The 23,080-nt window shown below is 67.0% G+C and carries 19 protein-coding genes, 1 tRNA gene and 1 pseudogene; 14 read left to right on the top strand and 7 right to left on the bottom strand.

All coding sequences use genetic code 11. The annotated features are described in order from the left end of the window. Positions 1-51: 51 nt before the first annotated feature. The 4 genes from M1D40_RS12705 to M1D40_RS12690 form a co-directional block, all read right to left on the bottom strand. A tRNA-Arg gene (locus tag M1D40_RS12705) sits at positions 52-124 on the bottom strand. Between the two features lie 129 nt (positions 125-253). After that, positions 254-1,792, bottom strand: coding sequence for an FAD-dependent oxidoreductase (locus M1D40_RS12700; protein ID WP_461169052.1), 1,539 nt, complete (start codon positions 1,790-1,792; stop codon positions 254-256). Next, positions 1,789-2,655: an FAD:protein FMN transferase gene (locus M1D40_RS12695; RefSeq protein WP_461169051.1), complete on the bottom strand. Its 867-nt coding sequence runs from the start codon at positions 2,653-2,655 to the stop codon at positions 1,789-1,791. Before M1D40_RS12695 ends, M1D40_RS12700 begins: the two co-directional genes overlap by 4 nt. A gap of 11 nt (positions 2,656-2,666) precedes the next feature. Beyond that, positions 2,667-3,149: an FMN-binding protein gene (locus M1D40_RS12690; RefSeq protein ID WP_461169050.1), complete on the bottom strand. Its 483-nt coding sequence runs from the start codon at positions 3,147-3,149 to the stop codon at positions 2,667-2,669. Positions 3,150-3,409: 260 nt separating this feature from the next. Between M1D40_RS12690 and argS the strand changes: the two genes are divergently transcribed. The 9 genes and pseudogenes from argS to M1D40_RS12645 form a co-directional block, all read left to right on the top strand. Continuing rightward, positions 3,410-5,059, top strand: a complete 1,650-nt coding sequence (gene argS / locus M1D40_RS12685) for an arginine--tRNA ligase (protein WP_461169049.1) — start codon at positions 3,410-3,412, stop codon at positions 5,057-5,059. 3 nt (positions 5,060-5,062) lie between these two features. Continuing rightward, a complete protein-coding gene (gene lysA, locus M1D40_RS12680; protein WP_461169048.1) occupies positions 5,063-6,517 on the top strand; it encodes a diaminopimelate decarboxylase in 1,455 nt (484 codons plus the stop codon). Positions 6,518-6,524: 7 nt separating this feature from the next. Then, positions 6,525-7,823, top strand: coding sequence for a homoserine dehydrogenase (locus tag M1D40_RS12675; protein ID WP_341393637.1), 1,299 nt, complete (start codon positions 6,525-6,527; stop codon positions 7,821-7,823). A gap of 4 nt (positions 7,824-7,827) precedes the next feature. Beyond that, complete coding sequence (gene thrC, locus M1D40_RS12670; protein WP_461169047.1) at positions 7,828-8,943, top strand: threonine synthase; 1,116 nt, start codon at positions 7,828-7,830, stop codon at positions 8,941-8,943. Between the two features lie 4 nt (positions 8,944-8,947). Next, entirely contained in the window at positions 8,948-9,925 is a 978-nt protein-coding gene (gene thrB, locus M1D40_RS12665) for a homoserine kinase (protein ID WP_461169046.1), read from the top strand. Positions 9,926-10,323: 398 nt separating this feature from the next. Next, positions 10,324-12,513: a transcription termination factor Rho gene (rho, locus tag M1D40_RS12660; RefSeq protein ID WP_461169045.1), complete on the top strand. Its 2,190-nt coding sequence runs from the start codon at positions 10,324-10,326 to the stop codon at positions 12,511-12,513. A 154-nt stretch (positions 12,514-12,667) separates the two neighbouring features. Then, entirely contained in the window at positions 12,668-13,747 is a 1,080-nt protein-coding gene (gene prfA, locus M1D40_RS12655) for a peptide chain release factor 1 (RefSeq protein WP_341393641.1), read from the top strand. Between the two features lie 8 nt (positions 13,748-13,755). Continuing rightward, positions 13,756-14,640, top strand: a complete 885-nt coding sequence (prmC, locus tag M1D40_RS12650) for a peptide chain release factor N(5)-glutamine methyltransferase (RefSeq protein WP_461169044.1) — start codon at positions 13,756-13,758, stop codon at positions 14,638-14,640. 9 nt (positions 14,641-14,649) lie between these two features. Next, positions 14,650-15,309 (top strand): annotated as a pseudogene (locus M1D40_RS12645) (L-threonylcarbamoyladenylate synthase); the annotation flags it as partial. A 2-nt stretch (positions 15,310-15,311) separates the two neighbouring features. Here M1D40_RS12645 and M1D40_RS12640 read toward each other — a convergent pair. The 3 genes from M1D40_RS12640 to M1D40_RS12630 are packed head-to-tail and all read right to left on the bottom strand — an operon-like array spanning position 15,312 to position 18,192. Beyond that, positions 15,312-16,310, bottom strand: a complete 999-nt coding sequence (locus M1D40_RS12640; RefSeq protein ID WP_461169043.1) for an NAD-dependent epimerase/dehydratase family protein — start codon at positions 16,308-16,310, stop codon at positions 15,312-15,314. Next, positions 16,307-17,293 carry a glycosyltransferase gene (locus M1D40_RS12635; RefSeq protein WP_461169042.1) on the bottom strand — a complete coding sequence of 329 codons (987 nt, stop codon included), beginning with the start codon at positions 17,291-17,293 and terminating at the stop codon, positions 16,307-16,309. The genes M1D40_RS12640 and M1D40_RS12635 overlap by 4 nt, the downstream gene beginning before the upstream one ends. Then, positions 17,293-18,192 carry a glycosyltransferase family 2 protein gene (locus M1D40_RS12630; protein WP_341393645.1) on the bottom strand — a complete coding sequence of 300 codons (900 nt, stop codon included), beginning with the start codon at positions 18,190-18,192 and terminating at the stop codon, positions 17,293-17,295. The genes M1D40_RS12635 and M1D40_RS12630 overlap by 1 nt, the downstream gene beginning before the upstream one ends. Positions 18,193-18,349: 157 nt before the next feature. Between M1D40_RS12630 and M1D40_RS12625 the strand changes: the two genes are divergently transcribed. The 5 genes from M1D40_RS12625 to atpB all read left to right on the top strand — a co-directional run bounded on the left by M1D40_RS12625 (position 18,350) and on the right by atpB (position 23,037). Continuing rightward, entirely contained in the window at positions 18,350-20,284 is a 1,935-nt protein-coding gene (locus tag M1D40_RS12625) for a polysaccharide biosynthesis protein (RefSeq protein WP_461169041.1), read from the top strand. Then, positions 20,284-21,282 carry an MraY family glycosyltransferase gene (locus M1D40_RS12620; RefSeq protein WP_461169040.1) on the top strand — a complete coding sequence of 333 codons (999 nt, stop codon included), beginning with the start codon at positions 20,284-20,286 and terminating at the stop codon, positions 21,280-21,282. The genes M1D40_RS12625 and M1D40_RS12620 overlap by 1 nt, the downstream gene beginning before the upstream one ends. A 115-nt stretch (positions 21,283-21,397) precedes the next feature. Beyond that, positions 21,398-21,889 carry a hypothetical protein gene (locus tag M1D40_RS12615; RefSeq protein WP_461169039.1) on the top strand — a complete coding sequence of 164 codons (492 nt, stop codon included), beginning with the start codon at positions 21,398-21,400 and terminating at the stop codon, positions 21,887-21,889. Further along, positions 21,882-22,151, top strand: coding sequence for an AtpZ/AtpI family protein (locus M1D40_RS12610; RefSeq protein WP_341393649.1), 270 nt, complete (start codon positions 21,882-21,884; stop codon positions 22,149-22,151). The genes M1D40_RS12615 and M1D40_RS12610 overlap by 8 nt, the downstream gene beginning before the upstream one ends. Before the next feature lie 79 nt (positions 22,152-22,230). Further along, complete coding sequence (gene atpB, locus M1D40_RS12605; protein ID WP_341393650.1) at positions 22,231-23,037, top strand: F0F1 ATP synthase subunit A; 807 nt, start codon at positions 22,231-22,233, stop codon at positions 23,035-23,037. Positions 23,038-23,080: the final 43 nt, after the last annotated feature.

Here is a 23,080-nt window from a genome sequence, read left to right as displayed (position 1 = left end):
AGAAGAACCCCGCAGCCGGAAACCGGTGCGGGGTTCTTCTGTGTCTCAAAGTGCCCTCGATAGGATTCGAACCTACGGCCTGTTGCTCCGGAGGCAACCGCTCTATCCCCTGAGCTACGAGGGCAAGGACACCGGTAAACCGGCAGGTCCTGTGGGACTCAAGAAGCTTAGCAGGTCCGGCGCGCCGTGTGAAAACGTCCCCGGAGCCGGCAGCGGAAGCGGCCGGTCCGGGGCGCATCCCGGCGGAGGAAAGTCAGTAGCCCAGGAAGGCGTCCGTCCGCACCGAGCGGCCGCCGGCACCCCGGACGGCAGCCCGCGCAGCGGCCACGGCGGCGGGGGATCCGGACACATACGCGGCCCGCTTTGCGGCATCGGGAACTGCCCGGGCGAGCGTCTGCCCGTCCGGCAAGCCGGGGCCGAGGTACGTCCACCCGCTGATCTGCGGATCGGTGGGCGTGCAGACCAGGACGCGGATGCCCAGACGGTGCAGTTCCGCAGCGTAGGCCAGCTCATCCACCGAAGCGGCAGCGTAGACGAGGACGACGTCGCGCGCCACGGTACCGTCGCCGGCGGCGGCGGCAAGCGAGCGCAGCTGGCTCATGAACGGGGTAATGCCCACCCCTGAGGCGATCAGCAGCAGCGGGACCGAGCGGTCCCGGGGCAGCAGGAAATCACCGGCCACCGACGTCGCGGACACCACGGCGCCGGGCTTCAGCTTCAGCAGGGCGGTCTTGAACGAACTTGCCGGTTCGACGGCGCGCAGCCCCACGGCAACCGTTCCGGAATCTTCCGGAGCCGTGGTGAGGCTGAAAATCCGCCGGGTTCCCCGCGCGTCGGCCGTGCCGTGCGGGAGGCTCAGTTCCACATACTGGCCCGGCTGGAAGCGCAGCGGGCGGGTCGGTTCAAACACGAGCTCGCGCGCCGTGGGGGTCAGCGCGCGGTTCTCGCGCAGCCGCAGCCGGATCCCGGTGCGCGGTGCCAGCGCAAAGGCCAGCAGGTTGCCGGCCAGCAGGGCCAGTTCGGGGGACATAAAGACCGGGCCCACATGCAGCGGCACTGCGAACAGGACACCGACGACGGCGGCCTCCAGCAGCCGCTGCCAGCGCCGCGGGGGCAGGGTCAGCGGCTCGGACAGCATGAAGCCGGCAAAAAACACCACCGGATAGGAAGCGAGCAGGATTCCCAGTGCGGCCGGCAGGGCTTCCCCGGCCAAAACCATCCGCACGGTGATGATGACGCCGGCGGCGAGCAGGAACACCCCGGCCATCGGCAGCAGCCGGTTCCGGTACAGGATGACGGCAGCCGCCGGAAGCACGGCAACCAGCATCAGCGGCGCCGCCACCCACCACACAGCGGCGCCCAGGCCGGTCAGCGCCAGGACAGCAGCACCGAGGGCTGCGGGGTTGAAGATGTGCCGCCCGCGCCACACCAGCAGGTACTTCGACGCGGTTGCGGCCCCGGCTGCCAGCGCCACGGTGAGCAGCGCGGTGCCTTCCGTGCTCGGCCACATCAGGAAATAGAGCAGCAGCCCGGTGATCAGCGAGGAATCCGTCTGCGGCCGGGTGCGGAAAAGCAGCCCCATGACCCGGCTCGCCACGAGGGCGGAAACGACGGCGGCGGCTGCCGTCGCGGCCAGCTCGGCCGGAGTGTAGGCAAGCGCCCCGGCGAAGGAGAGCACAAACGACCAGGCGGTGACAGCCAGCAGCAGGATCACCGTCAGCCGGTACATCGTCCAGCGGCCGGTGAAGGCGTCCAGCCGGCGGGTAACCGGCGCGGGCAGGGAAAGGCTCATGAAAACAGGACTCCAGCCATGGCATCTGAGAAGGTGGCCCGGCCGTCCGAGAACATCCGCACATAGTCAAAGGCGAATTCCTCGGCAAGCCGGGCAGGATCGGTAAAAAATAACGCGGTGGCGAGCCCGTCCGCCGTCATGGCGTCAGCGGCGAGCACCCAGGTGGCGGCCACCCGCTGAACGGGCCGGCCGGTGGAAGCATCCAGAATGTGGTGCAGCCCCTCGCCCCAGGCCCGCCGGTTGCCGGCGGAAGCGCACAGGGCACGGTCCCGAAGGCGTACGACGCCGATGGCCCGCGTGGTGTCATACGGATGCTCCAGGGCCACCCGCAGGCCGGTTTCGCCGGCGTGGCGCAGGTCGGAGCCGGCATCCACCGTGAGGTGCCGGTGCCCTGCGGACTGCAGCAGTTCAAAGACCAGGTCCACGAGCTGGCCCTTGCCGGCGGCTCCGATGTCCAGGGTGACCGGCACCGCGGTGCTCAGCTGCACCTTCCCGCCGGCGGTGTGCCAGGAGGCGGCCGCGGGCCAGTCCGGGGCCGGCACCGGCCCGGAGGAGGCGAAGGAATATGCGGCGTCGTACCCGAGCTTTTCCAGGGAGTGGCCCACCAGTGGATTGACGGCCCCGCCGGAGAGCCGGTGCAGGCTGTCGAACAGGGACAGCAGCGGTGCTGCGGAGAGCGGAAGCTCCACCGTGGAAGCCGCGCGGGTCAGCGCGGTGATGACCGAGTCGGAACGGAACCGCGAATAGGTGCGGTCATAGTCCTCCACCAGATCAGCCACTGCGGCCCGGACCGGTGCTGCAAGCGGCTCAGCCGTGGTGATGGTCCACGCAGTGCCGATGGCATCGAATCTCAGGTCCGGCATGGGCGCGCAGGCTAGTTCGCGGCTTCGGACCGGATGGCGTCCAGGGCCTTGTTGAATCCGGAACTGGTGAGGGAGGAACCGCCCACCTTGTCCACGTCGAGCTCGTCGAGATTCCTGCCGACCACCTGCTCCTGCACCTTGGACGTGAAATCGCGCTGGTGCATCTTTGACGTGGGGTGGTTGCCGGAGGTGGTGACCTCCAGTGCCGTGACCACGCTGTCCTCGAGGGTCAGGGTGACGTCTACGTCCTCTGTCTGGTTGGACGGCGGGGTGTAGCTGCCCTGGGCCGAGTACTCGCCGTCGGCGTAGCTGCCGGCCGGAGCCGCATCCTGCGGCGCGGCGCTCTGGGGTGCCGCGCTTTGAGGTGCGGCGGGGGAAGCGGCGGAAGGCTCCTGCGCGGCAGGTGCTTCCTCGGCGGCTGGTCCCGTGCAGGCGGTGGAGGCCAGGGTCAGGGACGCGGCGGTGAACAGCAGTGTCTTGCGGGTGTGGTTCATTACTCTCCTGAAGATGGGGGCAGCAGGCAGGCCGGAGGAAGCCCGGCCGGGTGTCCGTATCCATTACAACCCATTCGGGCGGAACCGTGCCTGCGGGCATCCTGTTGGTTTGGCCACGGGGGAGATACGGAGGAGACCCGGGGGAGATACGGGGGAGGACACGGGGAAGGGGGCAGCAAGGCGCCGTACGGCGCAGCGGACGTTGTGGGGGGACGTCACAGTTCGCGGAACCGCTGGTGAGACGAGGCTATGCTTAACCGGTGACTCCTGAAGAACTTTCCTCCGCCGTAACCGCCTGCCTCCAAGACGCCATCGATGCCGGTGACTTCAGCATCGACGTGCCCCGGGAGGTGCGCGTGGAGCGGCCGAAAAACCGGGACCACGGTGACTGGGCCACCAACATCGCCCTGCAGCTCTCCAAGCAGGCCGGCATGAACCCGCGCCAGTTCGCGGAGATCCTCAAGGGGCGCCTCGAGAAGATCGACGGCGTCGCCAAGGTGGACATTGCCGGTCCCGGCTTCCTGAACATCACCCTCGACGCCGGTGCCGCCGGTGAGCTGGTCAAGACGATTGTTGACGCCGGTCCGGCGTACGGCACCTCCGAGATCCTCAAGGGAACCCGGATCAACCTCGAGTTTGTCTCCGCCAACCCCACCGGACCGATCCACCTGGGCGGAACCCGCTGGGCCGCCGTCGGCGACGCCCTGGCCCGGATCTTCCAGTCGCAGGGCGCAGAGGTGACCCGCGAATACTACTTCAATGACCACGGCGCACAGATTGACCGTTTCGCCCGGTCCCTGCTGGCCTCCGCCAAGGGCGAAGCCGCTCCCGAGGACGGCTACGCCGGCGCGTACATCGAAGACATCGCCAACCGGGTGCTGGCCGCCGAGCCGAACATCATGGAGCTTCCCGGCGCCGAGGCGCAGGAACGCTTCCGCGCAGTGGGCGTGGACTTCATGTTCAGTGACATCAAGGAATCGCTGCACAACTTCGGCGTGGACTTCGACGTCTTCTTCCATGAAGATTCCCTCCACGAAAACGGCCAGGTGGACAAGCTCCTGGAACAGCTCAAGGGCTCGAAGAACCTGTACGAGAAGGACGGCGCCTGGTGGCTGAACTCCACCGAGTTCGGCGACGACAAGGACCGCGTGGTCATCAAGTCCGACGGCAAGGCCGCCTACATTGCCGGTGACATTGCCTACATCCAGAACAAGCGCGACCGCGGATTTGACCTGAACTTCTACATGCTGGGCGCCGACCACCACGGCTATGTTGTCCGGCTCAAGGCTGCTGCCGCGGCACTGGGCCACGACCCGGCCTGCGTGGAGGTCCTCATCGGCCAGATGGTGAACCTGGTCAAGGACGGCAAGCCCGTGCGCATGTCCAAGCGCGCCGGCACCGTGGTGACCCTGGAGGACCTGGTGGACGCCGTGGGCGTGGACGCCGCCCGCTACACCCTGGCCCGCTTCTCCGCGGACTCCAACATTGACGTGGACCTGGACCTGCTGACCAGGCGCAGCAACGAGAACCCGGTGTTCTACGTGCAGTACGCCCACGCCCGCACCTATGCACTGGCCCGCAACGCCGAAGCTGCCGGCGTGGACGACTCCGCCTTCGACGCCTCCCTGCTTACGCACCCGACCGAGGGCGAACTGCTCGCCGCGCTGGGACAGTTCCCCGGCGTCGTCGCGCAGGCCAGCGCCTTCCGCGAACCGCACCGCGTGGCCCGCCATCTGGAGGTCATTGCCGGCACCTACCACCGCTGGTATGACGCCTGCCGGATCGCGCCGCAGGGCGATGAAGAGATCACCGATGTCAACCGCACGCGCCTGTGGCTGAACCTCGCCGCCCGGACGGTCCTGGCCAACGGCCTTGACCTGCTGGGAGTTTCCGCTCCGGAACGGATGTAATCCATGACTGTTTCCCCTCTCGCCCCCGGCTGGCTCAGCTACCCGGCGGACGCGAATGCCCTGCGCCCGCAGATGTGGGCCCGCGACGTGAGCCGGAACGGCAGCGGCGAACTGGAGATTGCCGGGATTCCGGTCTCCGCGCTGGCGAAGGACTTCGGTACGCCGCTGTTCGTGGTGTCCGAGGCCGACTTCCGCGCCCGGGCCCGTGACTTCAAGGACTCCTTCGACGCCGCGTTTGCCGACCTCTGCGGGGGAGTGGACGTCTACTACGCGGGCAAGGCCTTCCTGTGCACCGAAATTGCCCGCTGGGTCGCCTCGGAGGGGCTGCGCCTGGACACCTGCTCCGGCGGAGAACTCGCAGTGGCCCGCCGCGCCGGCATTCCCGGCGCGGCCCTGGGCCTGCACGGCAACAACAAGTCCGACGCCGAACTGACCCGGGCACTGGATATGGGCCTGGGCCGGATTGTCGTGGACAGCCTGGCCGAGCTTCAGCGGCTGGGCGCCCTGGCGGCCTCCCGCGGCGAACAGGCGAACGTCATGCTGCGGCTGACGCCGGGCGTGCACGCCTCCACCCATGAATTCATTGCCACCGCGCATGAGGACCAGAAGTTTGGGCTCTCCATGGCACCGGATCCGGAAGCCGGGGGAGTGTCGCCTGCGGAAACCGCCGTGGCTGCGGCCCTGGCGAACGAAGGCATCCGCCTGCTCGGGCTGCACTGCCACATCGGTTCCCAGATCTTTGAGTCCGAAGGCTTCGAGCTTGCCGCGCAGCGGCTGCTCGGTTTCCTGGCGGAGATTAAGACGGCGCACGGCGTGGAGCTGCCCGAGCTGGACCTCGGCGGCGGCTACGGCATTGCCTACACCGAGGCGGACACCCCGCGCCCGCCGGCCGAGATCGCCCGGGCCATGGCCGCCGTCGTCGGCTCCGCCTGCGCGGGACTGGGACTGGCCGTGCCGCGGATCTCCATCGAACCGGGCCGCGCCATCGTTGGGCCCACCACCTTTACCCTGTACCGCACCGGAACCGTCAAGACCGTCCGGGTGGACACGGCCGGCGGCGGCACCTCCGAACGCCGGTACGTTTCCGTGGACGGCGGAATGAGCGACAACGCCCGCCCGGTGCTTTATGACGCCGACTATTCGGCGGTGCTCGCCTCGCGTGCCTCCGAAGATGACGCGGTTATGTCACGCGTGGTTGGCAAACACTGCGAAAGCGGGGACATAGTGGTTCGGGACGTCTACCTGCCGGCGGACACCGCCGACGGCGATCTGTTGGCTGTTCCCGGCACCGGTGCGTACTGTTGGGCGCTGGCCAGCAACTACAACTACATTGCCCGGCCTCCCGTCGTCGCCGTTAGGGACGGCGCCGCCCGGCTGATTATCCGGGGCGAAACCGAAGACGACCTGCTGGCCAGGGATGTTTTCGCTTCCAACCCGCCCGAAACGCCAGAGGAGTAGGCACCACATGAAGACCCTGAAAGTTGCCCTGCTGGGATGCGGAAACGTTGGCTCCCAGGTTGCCCGGATCCTTCTCGAGGACGCCGAAGACCTGGCCTCGCGCACCGGGGCACGGCTGGAGCTGACCGGCATCGCCGTCCGCAACCCCGATGCTCCCCGTGACGTTGACCTGCCGAAGGATCTGTTCACCACCGACGCCGAGAAGCTGGCGGAGAACGCTGACATTGTCATTGAACTGATGGGCGGCCTGGAGCCGGCCCGCACGCTGATGCTCCACGCCATCGGCCACGGCGCGTCAGTGGTCACCGGCAACAAGGCCCTGCTGGCTGCCGACGGCGCCGCACTGTTCCAGAAGGCGGACGCCGCAGGCGTCCGGCTGGCCTACGAAGCAGCCGTGGCCGGTGCGATTCCCATTCTGCGCCCGATCCGGGACAGCCTCTCCGGCGACCGCATCACCCGCGTGCTCGGAATCGTCAACGGCACCACGAACTACATTCTTGACGCGATGGACACCACCGGGGCGCAGTTCGCCGACGCCCTGGCCGAGGCCCAGCGGCTGGGGTACGCCGAAGCCGATCCCACCGCCGACGTTGAGGGGCACGACGCCGCAGCAAAGGGCGCCATCCTCGCCTCGCTCGCGTTCCACACCAGCTTCGACCTGGCGAATGTCTCCTGCGAGGGGATTTCCGCAGTCACCGCCGACGACATCGCCGCGGCGAAGGACGCCGGGTTTGTCATCAAGCTGCTGGCCATCGCGGAAAAGCTGGAGAACGACGGCGAACCGGGCGTCAGCGTCCGGGTGCACCCGACGCTGCTGCCGCGCACCCATCCGCTGGCCGCCGTCCACGGCGCGTTCAATGCCGTGTTCGTGGAGGCGGAAAACGCCGGCGAGCTGATGTTCTACGGACAGGGCGCCGGCGGTGCCCCCACCGCCTCGGCAGTGATGGGCGACGTCGTCAGCACGGCCCGCCGGCTGGTGCTCGGCGGTCCGCTCGGTGCGGAAACCCCCACCGGCCACGTCCCGGCCCTGCCGTTCGAGAAGGTGACCACCAGCTACAGCATTGGCCTGGAGGTCAGCGACCAGCCGGGCGTGCTGGCAGCCGTGGCCCGGGTGTTCGCCGAGAACGGCGTATCCATCGAGACCATGCGCCAGACCATCCACAGCGACGGCGCCGGAACTGCCGCCGAGCTGCGCTTTGTCACGCACCGTGCCTCCGAGGCCGCCCTGGCAGCAACCGTCGAGGCCATCAAGGGCCTGGACGTCATCAATTCCGTCACATCCGTCCTGCGGGTAGAAGGGGTCTAACACAGTGGCTCACCAATGGCGCGGCGTTATCCGCGAGTACGCCGATCGTCTTCCCGTCACCGACAGCACCGAGATCATCACGCTGGGCGAGGGCGGCACACCCCTGGTCCGGGCTAAGGCCCTGTCCGAGCTCACCGGCAACGAGGTTTACCTCAAGGTCGAAGGCATGAACCCCACCGGTTCCTTCAAGGACCGCGGCATGACCATGGCCATGACGGCCGCCGTCGAATCCGGGGCCAAGGCTGTTGTCTGCGCCTCCACCGGCAACACCTCCGCCTCCGCCGCCGCATACGCAACACAGGCCGGCATCACCTGCGCCGTGCTGGTGCCGGACGGCAAGATCTCCATGGGCAAGCTCAGCCAGGCCATTGCCCACGGCGCCGAGCTGCTGCAGGTCAACGGCAACTTCGACAACTGCCTGGACGTTGCCCGCAAGCTCGCCGAGGCCTACCCGGTGTTCCTGGTGAACTCCGTGAACCCGGCGCGCATCGAAGGCCAGAAGACTGCCGCCTTTGAAGTTGTCGACGCCCTGGGCGACGCACCGGACCTGCACCTGCTGCCGGTGGGCAACGCCGGCAACATCACGGCGTACTGGAAGGGCTACAAGGAATACTCAGCCCCGTACACGAACCTCGCCGGAACCGAGCTGGCCCCGGTGGCCACCAAAACCCCCGCCATGTGGGGCTTCCAGGCCGAGGGCGCCTCACCCCTGGTTCAGGGCCACCCCGTCACGGAGCCCGACACCATCGCCACAGCCATCCGCATCGGCAACCCCGCGTCCTGGGACCAGGCCATTGCGGCGCGCGATGAATCCGGCGGCCTGATCGAAGCTGTCACCGACGCGGAGATCCTGGAAGCGCACCGCTGGCTGTCCTCCCGCGAGGGCGTTTTTGTGGAGCCGGCCTCCGCCGCCGGCGTGGCGGGACTGCTGAAGAAGCATGCCGCCGGCGACGTGCCCACCGGCAAGAAGATCGTCATCACCGTCACCGGCCACGGGCTGAAGGATCCGCAGTGGGCGCTGCGCACCGCCGACGGCTCCGACGTGGAACCCACCAAGGTGGAGTTCGACGTCGTCTCCGTTGCCGCCGCGCTGGGACTGGAAGCCCAGGCTGCGGGCTAGGACCATGCATGTGAGCGATTCCGCGGCACCTTCCCGCGCTGCAGTGGCGCACGGCCAGGACATCACCGTCCGGGTCCCGGCCACCAGCGCCAACCTGGGCCCGGGCTTCGACAGCCTGGGCCTGGCGGTTGGCCTGTACGACACCGTCCGGGTGCGCACTACCGGCGAGCCCGGCACCGCTGTCACCATTGCCGGTGAAGGTGCCGGGACGCTGCCCACCGACGGCAGCCACCTGGTGGTGCGGACCATCCGGCAGACAGTGGAGGCCGCCGGTTTTGTCCTGCCGGGCCTGCGCCTCGATGCGGACAACGTGATTCCGCACGGCCGCGGCCTGGGCTCCTCCGCCTCCGCCATTGTGTCCGGAGTGCTGGCGGGCAATGCCCTGCTGCCCCCGGAGCACCGCCTTGACGCTGCCGGGCTGCTCGATATGTGCTCCCGGCTGGAGGGACACCCGGACAACGTGGCACCTGCGCTGGCCGGCGGGCTGGCCATCTCCTGGGAAGAAGAGGGGGAGTTCCGCTCCGTTGCCGCACCGGTGCACTCAGACATCATTCCGGTGGCGGCCGTTCCGGCCAGCGAACTGTCCACGGAGAGCGCACGCGGGCTGCTTCCGGCGCAGGTGCCGCATCCCGCGGCAGCTGCCAACGCAGGCCGGGCCGCACTGCTCATCCATGCCCTCGCCGCCGAGCCGGCGCTTCTCCCGCAGGGAACCGTGGATTTCCTGCACCAGGAGTACCGGGCCGAGGCAATGGCACCCAGCGCCGCGCTGATGGCCCACCTGCGCAGGCACGGACTGGCCGCGGTCATCTCGGGGGCAGGGCCCACCGTGATGGTCCTGGCCAACGGAGCCGATCAGGCACGGGACGCGGAACGACTGATCGCCGGGTACCTCGCGGCCGCCGGAACTGCAGAATTTTGGCGTGTTTTGCGGCTCAGCGTCGACCGAGATGGTGCTAGAGTGGAAGAGCACCAGCGGTACTAACCGTCTTGTGTTCCCCGCACCCAGTTTGTGCTCCCGCATCCAGGCCGTCCTTTTCCGGACCGCCCTGAAGAATTGTTGAAAACTCGTTGCTCAGGGCATAGTGCCCAAACACCGTGTCGGAAGCTCTTGTTCAGCTGCGGACGTGCAATCCTCGGTGCAGCCTTCCGGGTACTGCCAAGAAACGGTCAGTCCCCTTGAATGCCGCATAGTTCGGCAGCGAAGCTGACCAAACTCCTGTGGATTTCTTTCCAAAGGCACCTTAAGTAGATTCGCCGATTCCCGGCTCCTGCCGGCAACCGGCGAACCCTGACCCCCATGTCTGACCATAGGGGGACCAGGGCCAAATCATCCGCGGCCGGCACTGCGCCGGACCGCCCGACGAGGGGGAAGGATCCTTCGTGACAGACACCACTGACCTGACAACAGGTGTGGACTCAGCTACCGCCGGAACAAACGGCGCAGCGACTTCAAAAAGCTCCGGTCTTGCGGGCCTCAAGCTTGCACAGCTGCAGGCGCTTGCCGGCCAGCTGGGCATTACCGGCGGGTCCCGCATGCGCAAGGGAGATCTCGTAACAGCGATCTCCAACCACCAGCGGGGCGGCGCAGTAGCAGACCGTCCGGTTCGCGGCGCGAAGACTGAAGCAGCCCAGGCCGACGGCGCGAAGGCCGGCACCGACCGCGCAGCCGCTCCGGCCGCCGCGGAGTCGCCCGCCGCAGAGCAGTCGGCGCCCGAGCGTCCGGCCCGGACCCGCAACCGCAACCGCCGCGCTGCCAGTGACGGAGTCGTCACTGCCCCCGCCGCGGAAGCACCGGTCCAGGCACCCGCAGCCGCAGAGGCACCCGCAGCCCAGGCTGAGGCTCCCCGCGAGGAAAACCAGCGCGAGGACAACCAGCGCGAGCGCGGCAACCGCCGTTCACGCAGCCGCCGTGCCGACAGCGATGCTTCGGACAACGGCCGCGCGGACAACAGGGCTGAGCAGAACAAGGCTGAGCAGAACACCAAGGCTGAGCAGAACGCCAAGGCCGAGCAGCAGAATACTGACTCTGCGCCCGCAAACGCCTCGGAGAACACCGGGTCCGAGCGCTCCACCGAGGACCGCAGCCGCGAGAACACCCGCGGCGAGCGTGAGAACAACAACCGCGGCGAGCGCGAGAACCGGCGCGAGAACAACCGCGGCGAGCGCGAGAACAACCGGGACAACAACCGCGGCGACCGTGAAAACAACCGCAGCGACCGCGACGACAGCGAAGAAAACGGCCGCGGCCGCAACCGCCGCAACCGCAACCGCAGCGACCGCAATGACCGCGGCGAGCGCAATGACCGCAGCGACCGGAACGACCGCAGCGATCGCAACGACCGCTTCCGCGACCGCAACGAGCGCCGCCGCAACCGGAACCAGAACCCGGACGTCGACGACGTTGAGGTCACCGAGGACGACGTCCTGCTGCCCGTAGCCGGCATCCTGGACGTCCTCGAGAACTACGCCTTTGTCCGGACCTCCGGCTACCTGCCGGGCCCGAACGATGTCTACGTATCCCTCGCCCAGGTGAAGAAGTACAACCTGCGCAAGGGCGACGCCGTCGTCGGCGCGATCCGCGCCCCCCGCGAAGGCGAAAACCAGGGCGGAAACCAGCGCCAGAAGTTCAACGCCCTGGTGCGTCTGACCTCCGTCAACGGCAAGCCGGCCGAGGACAACAAGGACCGCGTGGAGTTCTCCAAGCTCGTCCCGCTGTACCCCTCCGAGCGCCTGCGCCTGGAGACCTCCGCCAAGGTGATCGGCCCGCGCGTCATTGACCTCGTGGCTCCGATCGGCAAGGGCCAGCGCGGCCTCATCGTCTCCCCGCCGAAGGCCGGAAAGACGCTGATCCTGCAGGCAATTGCCAACGCGATCACGATCAACAATCCTGAGGTCCACCTCATGATGGTCCTCGTGGACGAGCGTCCCGAAGAAGTCACGGACATGCAGCGCACGGTCAAGGGCGAGGTCATCGCCTCCACCTTCGACCGCCCCGCCGATGACCACACCACCGTCGCGGAGCTCGCCATCGAGCGCGCCAAGCGCCTGGTGGAAATGGGCAACGACGTCGTCGTCCTCCTGGACTCCATGACCCGCCTGGGCCGCGCCTACAACCTGGCCGCTCCGGCGTCGGGCCGCATCCTCTCCGGCGGTGTGGATTCCTCCGCGCTGTACCCGCCCAAGCGTTTCTTCGGTGCTGCCCGCAACATCGAGAACGGCGGTTCGCTGACCATCCTGGCCACGGCCCTGGTGGAAACCGGATCCAAGATGGACGAGGTCATCTTCGAGGAGTTCAAGGGCACCGGCAACATGGAACTGCGCCTGTCCCGCAACCTTGCCGACAAGCGCATCTTCCCGGCCGTGGACGTCAACGCGTCCGGTACCCGCCGCGAAGAGAACCTGCTGTCCCCGGACGAGGTCAAGATCATGTGGAAGCTGCGCCGCGTGCTCTCCGGGCTGGACACCCAGCAGGCGCTGGAACTGCTCACCGGAAAGATCCGCGAGACGCAGTCCAACGTTGAATTCCTGATGCAGGTCCAGCAGACCACGCTGGGCACCAAGGACAACTAGCTGCCTTACCGAGCCGCTCATGCTCCGGTTCCTCCGCACTGCGGAGAAACCGGAGCCTGGGCGGTTTGGCAGTTAACGCGTGCACCTGAGTAAAGTTTTTTGAGATCCTCCCGAGTCCGGGCAAGGGTCCACCGTCGAAAGAGGAACGTACAACATGTTTGAGTCCATACAGGGTCTGCTGGATGAGCACGAAGAGCTGCAGCTGCGGCTTTCCGATCCGGCAGTGCACGCGGACCAGGGGCTCGCCCGCCGGCTTGGCCGGCGCTATGCCGAACTCAGCCGCATCGTGGACGCCTACAACAAGTGGCACGCCCTCGAAGATGACCTTGCGGCAGCGTCCGAAATGGCCGCCGAGGATCCCGAATTCGCCGCGGAAGTTCCGGTGCTGAAGGAAGCCCTCGACGACGCCCAGGAGAAGCTGCGCCGCCTGCTGATCCCGCGCGACCCCAACGACGGCCGCGATGTCATCATCGAGGTCAAGGGCGGTGAAGGCGGCGACGAAGCTGCCCTCTTCGCCGGCGACCTGCTGCGCATGTACACCCGGTACGCGGAGGCACGCGGCTGGCGGACGGAAATCATCTCGGCCACGGAGTCGGACCTGGGCGGCTACAAGGACGTTTCCATGGCCATCAAGGGAAACTCCAACGACCCGGCCGAGGGCGTCTACGCCCGCCTGAAGTACGAAGGCGGCGTCCACCGTGTGCAGCGGGTGCCCGTGACGGAATCCCAGGGCCGCATCCACACCTCGGCCGCCGGCGTGCTGGTGCTGCCCGAAGTGGACGAGCCCGAAGAGGTCGAGATCAGCCAGAACGACCTGAAGATCGACGTCTACCGTTCCTCCGGCCCCGGCGGCCAGTCGGTGAACACCACGGACTCCGCCGTGCGCATCACCCACCTGCCCACCGGGATTGTGGTGGCCATGCAGAACGAAAAGTCGCAGCTGCAGAACCGTGAAGCTGCCATGCGCGTGCTGCGCTCCCGCATCCTCGCGCACGAGCAGGAGAAGATCGACGCCGCGAACTCGGATATCCGCAAGTCCCAGATCCGCACCATGGACCGCTCCGAGCGCATCCGCACGTACAACTACCCGGAAAACCGGATTGTGGACCACCGCACCGGCTACAAGGCCTACAACCTGGACACCGTCATGAACGGCGACCTGGAAGCGGTGGTCCAGGCCGCCATCGAAATGGATGAGCAGGCCCGCCTGGACGCCATTGGTGACGAGAACTAACTTCGGCGATGGAATCCACCACACTGGCGGCGGCCCTGCGCGAGGCCGCCGCCATCCTGGCCGGGGCAGGGGTCCCCACACCGGGCGTTGATGCCGAGCTGCTGGCGGCCCATCTGCTGGGAGCCTCGCGCGGACGGGTCAAAGCGCTGGCCTTTACCGATGCACCGGTCCCGCCCGGTTATGCGGAGCTGGTAGCCGAGCGTGCGGCCCGCGTGCCGCTGCAGCACCTGACCGGCACGGCCTCGTTCCGCTATCTGGAACTTCGGGTGGGCCCCGGCGTATTTGTGCCGCGGCCGGAAACGGAGACGGTGGCCCAGCTGGCCATCGACGCCGCCCGCCGGTTCGCCGCCGCAGGCAGGGTGCCGGTGAAGGCCGTGGACCTGGGAACCGGTTCCGGGGCGATTGCCGCATCCCTGGCCACCGAGGTTCCCCAAGCCGAAGTCCACGCCGTCGAACTGAGCCCGCTGGCCCTGGCCTGGGCGCGGCGGAACCTGGAACCGCTGGGGGTGGCGCTGGTGCATGATGACCTGCGCACCGCGCTGGCCGATCTCAACGGAACCTTCGACGTCGTGGTTTCCAACCCGCCCTACGTTCCCGCCGACGCGGTGCCGAATGAACCCGAGGCCGCGGAGCATGATCCGGCGATGGCCCTCTACGGCGGCGGGCGCGACGGACTTGAGCTTCCGCTGGCCGCAGCCGGCACTGCTGCACGGCTGCTGCGCTCCGGCGGCTACTTTGTGATGGAACACGCCGAGGTCCAGGCCGAGCGGATCGCGGCCCTGCTGGCCGCGCAGCCCTGCTGGCAGGATGTCGCAACACATACCGACCTGAACGGCCGTCCGCGGGCAACGTCCGCGGTGCGGACCGCCTCCAACATCTCCGACGAAGGATAGAACCAGCCCGTGACTACCACCTATGACTGCACCGACCCGGACGGACTCAGCGAAGGCCTGGCGAAAGCCCACCAGGCCATCAGCGCGAAGCAGTGCGTGGTCCTGCCCACCGACACCGTCTACGGCATCGGCGCCGATGCCTTTTCGCCGCAGGCGGTTGCCACGCTGCTCGCCGCGAAGGGCCGCGGCCGGTCGATGCCGCCGCCCGTGCTGATTCCCCGGATGCAGACCATGGAAGGGCTGGCCGTGGATGTTTCAGCGGATGCCCGCGCCCTCGCCGAAGCGTTCTGGCCCGGCGGGCTGACGCTGATTTTCCACGCACAGCCGTCCCTGACCTGGGATCTGGGGGACACGCTGGGCACGGTGGCGCTGCGGATGCCCGACGATCCCATCTCGCTGGAGCTGCTGGCCCTGACGGGCCCGTTGGCGGTTTCCTCGGCCAACCGCACCGGAAACCCCGCCGCCCGGACCGCCGCCGAGGCGCGCGCACAGCTGGCTGAATCGGTGGAGGTCTACCTCGAAGCAGGCCCCCGGCCGGAGCACGGAGACGAGGGAGTGCCCTCAACCATTGTTGACGCCACCTCCGACGTGCTGCGGGTGGTCCGCCTGGGCGCGGTCAGCCTGGCGCAACTGCAGGAAGTGGTCCCGGGAGTCCAGGGACCGGACGAAGACTAGCGTCCCGCCGGTTCCCGGACCTGCAGGGAGCGCAGGACATCCTGCACCCGGGGTTCGGGAACGCTGCCGGTGGCCTCGGCCCAGCCGGAGACCTGCCGCTGGCCGAACCACATCATCTCCAGCCTGCGCAGCGGTCCGTGCAGGCGCTCACCCGCCAGTGCGGAGAGCCGGTAGCCGGCCCACAGGGCACTGCGGCACAGCCAGGCAGGCAGGCGCACCGGGCTCCGGCCGCCGGCCGCTTCCAGCACTCCCGCCACCGTGGCGCGTTCCCACGGCTGAAGGACGACGGCGGGAACCTCACCGGTGTACTGCCCCACCGTGATGATGAACTCCACCAGCGAATCCACGGAACTGACCGGCGACGGCGCCGTTCCCCGTCCCGCAACCGAGGCCAGCGGCGAGGCCGCCAGACGGGCGAGTTTCGCCGTCGTGGGCCGCTGCGGGCCCTGCACGGACGTGGCCCGGATGGTCACGGCGCTGCAGCCGCGGCCGGTGCGGGCGGCAAGGGCGCGTTCGCCCAACGCCTTGGACCGCGAGTAGGCGGAGAACGGCTGGACGTAGCTTGATTCGTCCAGGAACGGTCGGTGGCCCTGGACGGCGGCGCTGCTCAGGTGCACAAAACGCCGGAGCCCGGCGTCATCCGCGGCCTCGGCAATTACTGCCGGCAGCAGCGAGTTTGCGCCGCGCAGGGCGGGGGAGTCCGCCCCGCCGGGTGTGGCCAGACCTGCGGCGTTGACCACCACCGAGGCACCGGCGAAGGCGGCAGCGAGTTCCGCCCGCACAGCCGCCAGCCCGGCGGCCTCGCCCAGTATCCCGGCGGCGTCGCGGGCCGAGGACGAAAGCCGCGGCGCCGGAACGGTCCGCACCGTGATGCCGGCCGCCCGCAGGCCGGCGCACACGGCGCCGCCGATGAAACCCGAGGAACCCAGAACCACCCAGACACCGGACGGCTCCGAACTCGAAGATTCCTGCGGGGACGAGAGGTACTGCGTCAAACCTGGTTCCGTTCGTGGTGGGGATGTTCCTCCAGCGGAGGCATGGGCTGCCAGGATCCATCGTGCATGATCCTGCGGCTTTCACGCCAACCGCGCCAGAGGCTTGCCGCACCGGAAATGCGGTGCTCGACTGCGAGGAGCCGGAGGACTTCCTTGGCAGCCGTGAGCAGGGTGCCCAGGGCAAACCCCGCCCGGTGATACCTGCCGTGCGCGAGCAGGTACTGGGCCGTGTGGCCGCGGTTGCGCATGGAGTAGAAGCGGCTGAGGTCGCTGGAGTCGTTCAGGTGGCGGATGCCGAGGTCGATCTGCTTCTGCGGCCGGACCTTCTGGAGCACGAAGTCATTGACGTACACCACCTCCGTCAGCTGCGAGGCGAGCCAGCCGTAAATCTCGTCGTCGCCGTTGATGAAGTACCGCGCATCCGGCAGTCCGATCCGGCGGACCAGGTCCGCGGAGATCAGCATGCCTTCGAAACAGCCCACGTTCGTAGCGAAAACGGGGGAGTCCCGGAACACGTTGCCCTGGACGGGAAGGTGGATGCCCAGGAAGGGCCGGAAGCGGTGCTGCCAGAAGAACGGACGGCCGGCGTCGTCAAGCCGCCGCCCGTGAATGCACTCGTAGGTGCCGGTCCACTTGGCGAGGGCCGCCACGGCACCCGGGAGGATGACGACGTCGTCGTCCATCACCCACAGCCAGGAGGCGCCCTCGGCCAGGGCGCGTTCCACGCCGGCGGCGAATCCGCCGGCCCCGCCGGCGTTGACCGGCAGGCGCAGGTTGACCACGGGCACGGGAAGCCGGGAGGCGGCGTCGGCGATCGTTTCCTGCGTGTCGTCGGTGCTGGCGTTGTCCACCACGATGATCCGCTCCGGAGCCGGGTCCAGTGCGGCCACCGACTCCAGCAGCCCCCGCAGGTACCGGGACCGGTTGAACGTGGTGATGACAAGTGTCAGTGCGGCGCCCGGCCCGGCGGCTGAAGTGATCATCAGAACCCGAAGTCCGACGGCGGCCCGAACCGGCGTCCGCGCATGCCGGCAGCGTAGGCGCGCAGCCATGACGCAAAGCCGCGCAGGTCGCGGGTCCTGGCGAAGTGGACCGGGTAGCCCACGGCGTCGGCGGCGAAGGAGCGCAGGCGCTTGTATTTCCAGGTCAGGTGCCCGCGGTTGCGGTAGAAGTAGAACTGCTTGAAGGCGTTTTCCGGAACCAGCACGTGCAGCCGTTCACCGGCCACCTGCTGTACTTCGCCCCACGCCGCGGGATGCGTCAGGGCAACGGAGGTGACCGTGCCGAAACGCACACCGGCCCGGCGCAGGCGGATCATGAAGTCTGTTTCGTCACCCCGGATGAACAGGCGGAGGTCCGGCAGCCCCACCCGGAAGAAAACATCCGCGCGGATCAGCGCACCGTTGAAAAAGTGCCCGACGTCCGGGATGAAGCCCAGCTTTTCCACCTCCGCGCGGTCATGCGTGAGCTTGCCGTTCAGGCGGAAGTGGAAGGACAGCGTGTCGGGGTGCCCGGGGGCAACCACCAGGGGAAGGACCACGTCCATCTCGTGTTCCCGCGCAGCCTCCAGCAGCGCCGCCAGGCACTTCGGATCCTCCGGATGGGCGTCGTCGTCCATGATCCAGATCCAGTCCGCACCGGAAGCCATGGCCGAGAGAATGGCCAGCGAGAAACCGCCGGCACCGCCCAGATTGGTGTTGGAGCGGATGTACGTGACGGGCGCAGCGGACGACTCGGCGATATCCTGAACCGGAGTGTTCCCTGAATCCACCAAGGAAACTGACGTAATGTTGCCGGTCTGGGCAGCCAACGAGCCCAGGAGCACGGCAACGTCATCGGGACGGTCGAAGGTTACTGCTGCTACGGCCACTGAGTCCGGCAAAATGATCCTTTCGAGGCAACCCGGATGAGCGGCACAAGCCGAACGGAGAAGGGTGTGCAGTTAGAATGCTGATGAGTTTCCAGTCTATTACACCGGAATCTTCCGAACCGTGTTGCAACCACCGAGAAGAGAACCGGGGAATTACCCGTTGAGGATTATGAGGCAGACAAGCACGGACGAGCGCGGTCCTTCCCGCGACGAAAAACCTGCGCTGTGGCTGTGGTCCCAGTACGTTTTGGACTCGCTGGCATGGATAGTGGCCATAGTCCTGGCACTGGTCCTGCGCTACGAGCTCACAGTGGATCAGATCAACCCCGGCGGCGTGGCCGTCTTCTGCGGGGCCGCGGTGCTGGTGCAGCTGATCGTCGGCTATTCCTTCGCGCTGTACCGCGGCAGATACAGCTTCGGCAGCTTCCACGAGATGCGCCTGCTGGCAATCGTCACGCTGGTTGTCGCCGCCATCCTCGTCATGGTCAGCGCACTCTTCGGCCTGACCATCGACATTCCCCGCAGCACCGGGATGATCGCCTTCCCGTTCGCCTGCCTGTTCATGGCCGCCATCCGCTACCTCAAGCGCATGTACGTCGAGGGCAAGGCCCGGCCGGGCGACGAAGCCCAGCGGACCCTGGTGTACGGCGCCGGCTTCCTGGGCAGCTCCCTGGTCACGCGCATGATGAAAGACCCTGAATCCCCGTACTACCCGGTGGGACTGATCGACGACGACCCGGCCAAGAAACACCTGCGCCTGGCCACCGTGCCGGTGCTGGGCCGGCTCGAGGACCTGCGCGAGATCGTGCAGCGCACGCGCGCCACCGTCCTGGTCATCGCGATCGCCGACGTCGAAGCCCGCCAGGTGCGTGAAGTCACCGACCACGCCGACGGACTGAATCTGAGGGTGCTGGTCCTGCCTCCGCTGAAGGACATGCTGAGCAAGGGCGCGGGAGCCGGCCTGACCGACTTCCGCGAGGTGGCGGTGGAGGACCTGATCGGCCGGCGCCCCGTGGACATCCACGTGGAGGAAGTTGCCGGCTACCTGACCGGCCGCAAGGTGCTGGTCACCGGTGCCGGCGGCTCCATCGGATCGGAACTCTGCCGGCAGATCACCGCCTTCGATCCCGCCGAGCTGATCATGGTGGACCGTGACGAGACCGGCCTGCAGCTGACCCAGCTCTCCATCACCGGCCACGGGCTGCTCAACGGCAAGGACACCGTCCTGGCCGACATCAGGGACTCCGCGGCCCTGGAGGAGATCTTCGCCGAGCGCCGCCCCGACGTCGTGTTCCATGCCGCCGCGCTCAAGCACGTCTCCCTGCTGGAGCAGTATCCGCAGGAAGCCTGGAAGACCAATGTGCTGGGCACGGCGAATGTGCTGCGCGCCGCGAAGAAGGCTAACGTCAAGTACTTCGTGAACATCTCCACCGACAAGGCGGCGAACCCCACCACCGTGCTGGGCCACTCCAAGCGCGTAGCCGAGAAGCTCACCGCCTGGATGGCCGGAAGCACCGGAGAACGCTATGTCTCGGTCCGTTTCGGAAACGTCATCGGCAGCCGCGGCTCCATGCTGCCGCTGTTCACCGAACAGATCCGCCAGGGCGGTCCGCTGACCGTGACCGACCCGGAGGTTACCCGCTTCTTCATGACCATTCCCGAGGCCTGCCAGCTGGTCATCCAGGCCGGCGCGATCGGCCGCGGCGGCGAAGTGCTGATTTTGGACATGGGTGAACCGGTGAAGATCCTGGACGTGGCCCGGCGGATGATCGACATGTCCGGCAAGGACATCGAAATCGTGTTCACCGGGCTGAGGCAGGGCGAAAAACTGCATGAAATCCTGGTGGGCACGGGGGAAGACGATTCCCGTCCGCTGCACCCGAAGATTTCCCACACGGCAGTGGACGAGCTCAACCCCTCGGACCTGCGGTTCGAGGACTGGCTGCACAAGTGCGGCGTCGATTCCCACGGCGATCTCCTGCCGCCGGTCACCGGTATCGGCGACGCCCTGCCGCCGGTCACCGGCATCGGGGGAGCGGCACCGGGGGAGCGCGGCAACCTGCACCCGTTCAACGGCGGAGCTGCTGAACGGCGGACAGGCTGATGCTGCTGGCCCTGTGCGCGGGCGCCGCCTTCCTGGCGAGCCTGCTGCTGCCGTTCGCCTTCATTCCGCTGCTGCGCCGGCTGGGAGTCCTGGACATCCCGAATGAGCGCTCTTCCCACAGCAAGGTGGTGATCCGCGGCGTCGGGGTGACCATTGCCGCCGGTGTCCTGCTGGGACTCGCGCTGTCCCTGCTGACCGGTTTGGTCAGCGTGGACCGCTCCATCGTGCTCATTGTTGCGGTGCTGATCGCGGCGGCGTCCCTGCTCGGCTGGATCGAGGACTTCCGGGGACTCTCCGTCCGGGTGCGCGCCGGCCTCCAGCTGCTCCTTGGCATCCTGGCCACCACCGCCCTGGTGTGGACCATGGAGCAGAGCTACTGGTGGGTGCCCGTAGGGGCGCTGGCCATTGCCGGCTACATTAACGTGGCCAACTTCATGGACGGCGTCAACGGCATTTCGGGACTGCACGGCATCGCCGTCGGCGTCCTGTATGCCGTCGGCGGTGTCCTTGGGGACCAGGCCTGGATGACGGTGGCCGGAGCGGTGACCGCCGCCGCCTTCGCTGCCTTCCTGCCCTGGAACCTGGGCCGCGGCTCGGTGTTCATGGGTGACGTCGGCAGCTACCTGCTGGGAGCCTCGATCGCCGGAATAGCCGTGGCCGCCTTCCTGGCCGGGGTCAACGTGGAGTACCTGCTGTTTCCGGTCCTCATCTACCTGGCCGACACCTTCTCCACGCTCCTGATGCGTGTTAGCCGGGGCGAGCGCTGGTACGCAGCGCACCGCCAGCATGTGTACCAGCGGCTGACCGATGCGGGGCTGAGCCACCTGCAGTCGGCATCCGTGGTCACCGTCTGCACCGTCCTGACCGGTGCGGCCGGTCTTGTAGTTGCCGGAGCCGGCGATGTGCTGAAGGTCGCCGTAACCCTTTTCGCACTGGCCGTCGTCGTGTTTTACCTGCTGTCGCCGCGCATTTTCGGCCGGCTGCACACCACCGTGTGAGCCTGCATGACGCCTCGGGCCGGCGCCCACTTCTATGTGTTGTAGAATTTGTACGGTCGCGGATTCCCGCGCCGCCGCTTCCACCCGCTCCGGCCCGAAGGATGTTCGCAAAGTTATGAGCCCCGCAGACGGTGCCCTGACTGGACGTCCCGTTGCCGTATCCGGTCCCACCACCAATCCATGGCTCAGCATTTTCGGCACTTCGATGAAGTGGACGGGAATCCTGGCCGCGGCTCTTGCCGCGGCGTCCCTGGTCACTGCCGGTACCTCCGGCCTGGGCAGCGTGCTGTTCGGGTGGGGGCTGGTCATCGCCTTCAGCGGCGTGAGCCTGCTGATCGTCCATGTGGTGGGCCGCGACAATCCGCACGGCGCCATGGCCATGTTCGCTTTGATCTACATCGTCAAGGTGGTCCTGTTTGCCGCGGTGCTGCTGATGATCGGCAGGCCCGCCTGGCTGGACTCAACGTGGTTCCTGGCCAGCGCGGTGGCGACCGTCGTGGTGTGGCAGGTTGCCGAAATCCGTGGTTTCTCCCGAATCCGCTTCCAGTTGTATGACGACGACGGTCCCGGGGAAACACCATCAGTAAAAGGGGAAAAGGATGTCTGAAAAGCCTGGCTTCGACACCGAGTCCACTTACGACTCCGGCATGCGCGTCTTCAGCTACATCATTGGCGGGATCGTCGCCTGGGGTTTGGTAGGGTGGTTTTTGGACAATCTGTTCGAAACTCAGTGGTTGGTGCTAGTCGGTATTCTCTTCGGAGTTGCCGCCGGATTCTACCTGACCAAAGTGCACGGCCTGACCGGAAGCAAACCTGCGAAAGCCAGCGTCGGCCATCCAGCCCACGACCGTGAAGAAGCCGAACAGTAATGCCACAGATTTTAGACCGGGCAACTAGCTTTGCCCCGATTCACACGCCCGATGAAGGACACAGCAGAGAGGAAACGCGTTGATCGCGCTTGCACTCCCGGCCACTAATGAAGGTGGATTCGTTCCGCCGGCCATTGACGAAATGCACCTCCCTGAGATTTTCCCGTGGGGCGCCGAGTACGGAACCGGTGTTGGCAAGCAGATGCTGCTGGTCTTCATCTCGGTCATCATCATCGCCGTGTTCTTTATCCTCGCTTCCCGCAAGGGCAAGCTTGTACCGGGACGGCTGCAGTTCCTGGGCGAATTCGGTTACGGCTTTGTCCGTAACGGCATCGCCAAGGATGTGATCGGCGAGAAGGACTTCCTCAAGTTTGTTCCTTTCCTCTTCGCGCTGTTCTTCTTCATCATCGTCAACAACATTTACGGAGCCATTCCGTTTATCCAGTTGCCGAGCTTCTCCCATCCGGGCGGAGCCTACCTGCTGGCCGCGATCGTCTACTTCACGTGGATCGGTATCGGCATCAAGAAGCACGGCATGAAGTACTTCGTGAAGGCCACCGTTCCCTCGGGCGTGCCGTGGTACATCCTTCCGGTCCTGGTTCCGATCGAGATCATCTCCAACTTCCTGGTCCGTCCGATCACGCACAGCCTGCGTCTGTTCGCCACCATGATGTCCGGACACCTGATCATCATGCTCGCCGGCGCCGGCATTGAATACCTCCTGGTCCTCCAGGACAACATCCTGCTCCAGGCCTCTTCGGTACTGGTACTGGGCGGCGGTATCGCCATGTACATGCTTGAAGCGCTGATCATGGTGCTCCAGGCCTACGTTTTCACCCTGCTGACCGCCATTTACATCCAGGGCGCACTGGCAGACGATCACTAAGCTTTCCCTCCAGGGAAAACCAAAACTTCCCTTCGGGGAAACC

Source organism: Arthrobacter sp. Z1-15, from assembly GCF_054792395.1.
This window is presented reverse-complemented; position numbering and strand designations above follow the sequence as displayed.

Coding starts and splice junctions, on each gene's coding strand:
- M1D40_RS12700 (WP_461169052.1), bottom strand. CDS start 1,792: ATGAGCCTTTCCCTGCCCGCGCCGGTTACCCGCCGGCTGGACGCCTTC.
- M1D40_RS12695 (WP_461169051.1), bottom strand. CDS start 2,655: ATGCCGGACCTGAGATTCGATGCCATCGGCACTGCGTGGACCATCACC.
- M1D40_RS12690 (WP_461169050.1), bottom strand. CDS start 3,149: ATGAACCACACCCGCAAGACACTGCTGTTCACCGCCGCGTCCCTGACC.
- lysA (WP_461169048.1), top strand. CDS start 5,063: ATGACTGTTTCCCCTCTCGCCCCCGGCTGGCTCAGCTACCCGGCGGAC.
- M1D40_RS12675 (WP_341393637.1), top strand. CDS start 6,525: ATGAAGACCCTGAAAGTTGCCCTGCTGGGATGCGGAAACGTTGGCTCC.
- thrB (WP_461169046.1), top strand. CDS start 8,948: ATGCATGTGAGCGATTCCGCGGCACCTTCCCGCGCTGCAGTGGCGCAC.
- prfA (WP_341393641.1), top strand. CDS start 12,668: ATGTTTGAGTCCATACAGGGTCTGCTGGATGAGCACGAAGAGCTGCAG.
- prmC (WP_461169044.1), top strand. CDS start 13,756: ATGGAATCCACCACACTGGCGGCGGCCCTGCGCGAGGCCGCCGCCATC.
- M1D40_RS12635 (WP_461169042.1), bottom strand. CDS start 17,293: ATGATCACTTCAGCCGCCGGGCCGGGCGCCGCACTGACACTTGTCATC.
- M1D40_RS12625 (WP_461169041.1), top strand. CDS start 18,350: ATGAGGCAGACAAGCACGGACGAGCGCGGTCCTTCCCGCGACGAAAAA.
- M1D40_RS12620 (WP_461169040.1), top strand. CDS start 20,284: ATGCTGCTGGCCCTGTGCGCGGGCGCCGCCTTCCTGGCGAGCCTGCTG.
- M1D40_RS12615 (WP_461169039.1), top strand. CDS start 21,398: ATGAGCCCCGCAGACGGTGCCCTGACTGGACGTCCCGTTGCCGTATCC.
- M1D40_RS12610 (WP_341393649.1), top strand. CDS start 21,882: ATGTCTGAAAAGCCTGGCTTCGACACCGAGTCCACTTACGACTCCGGC.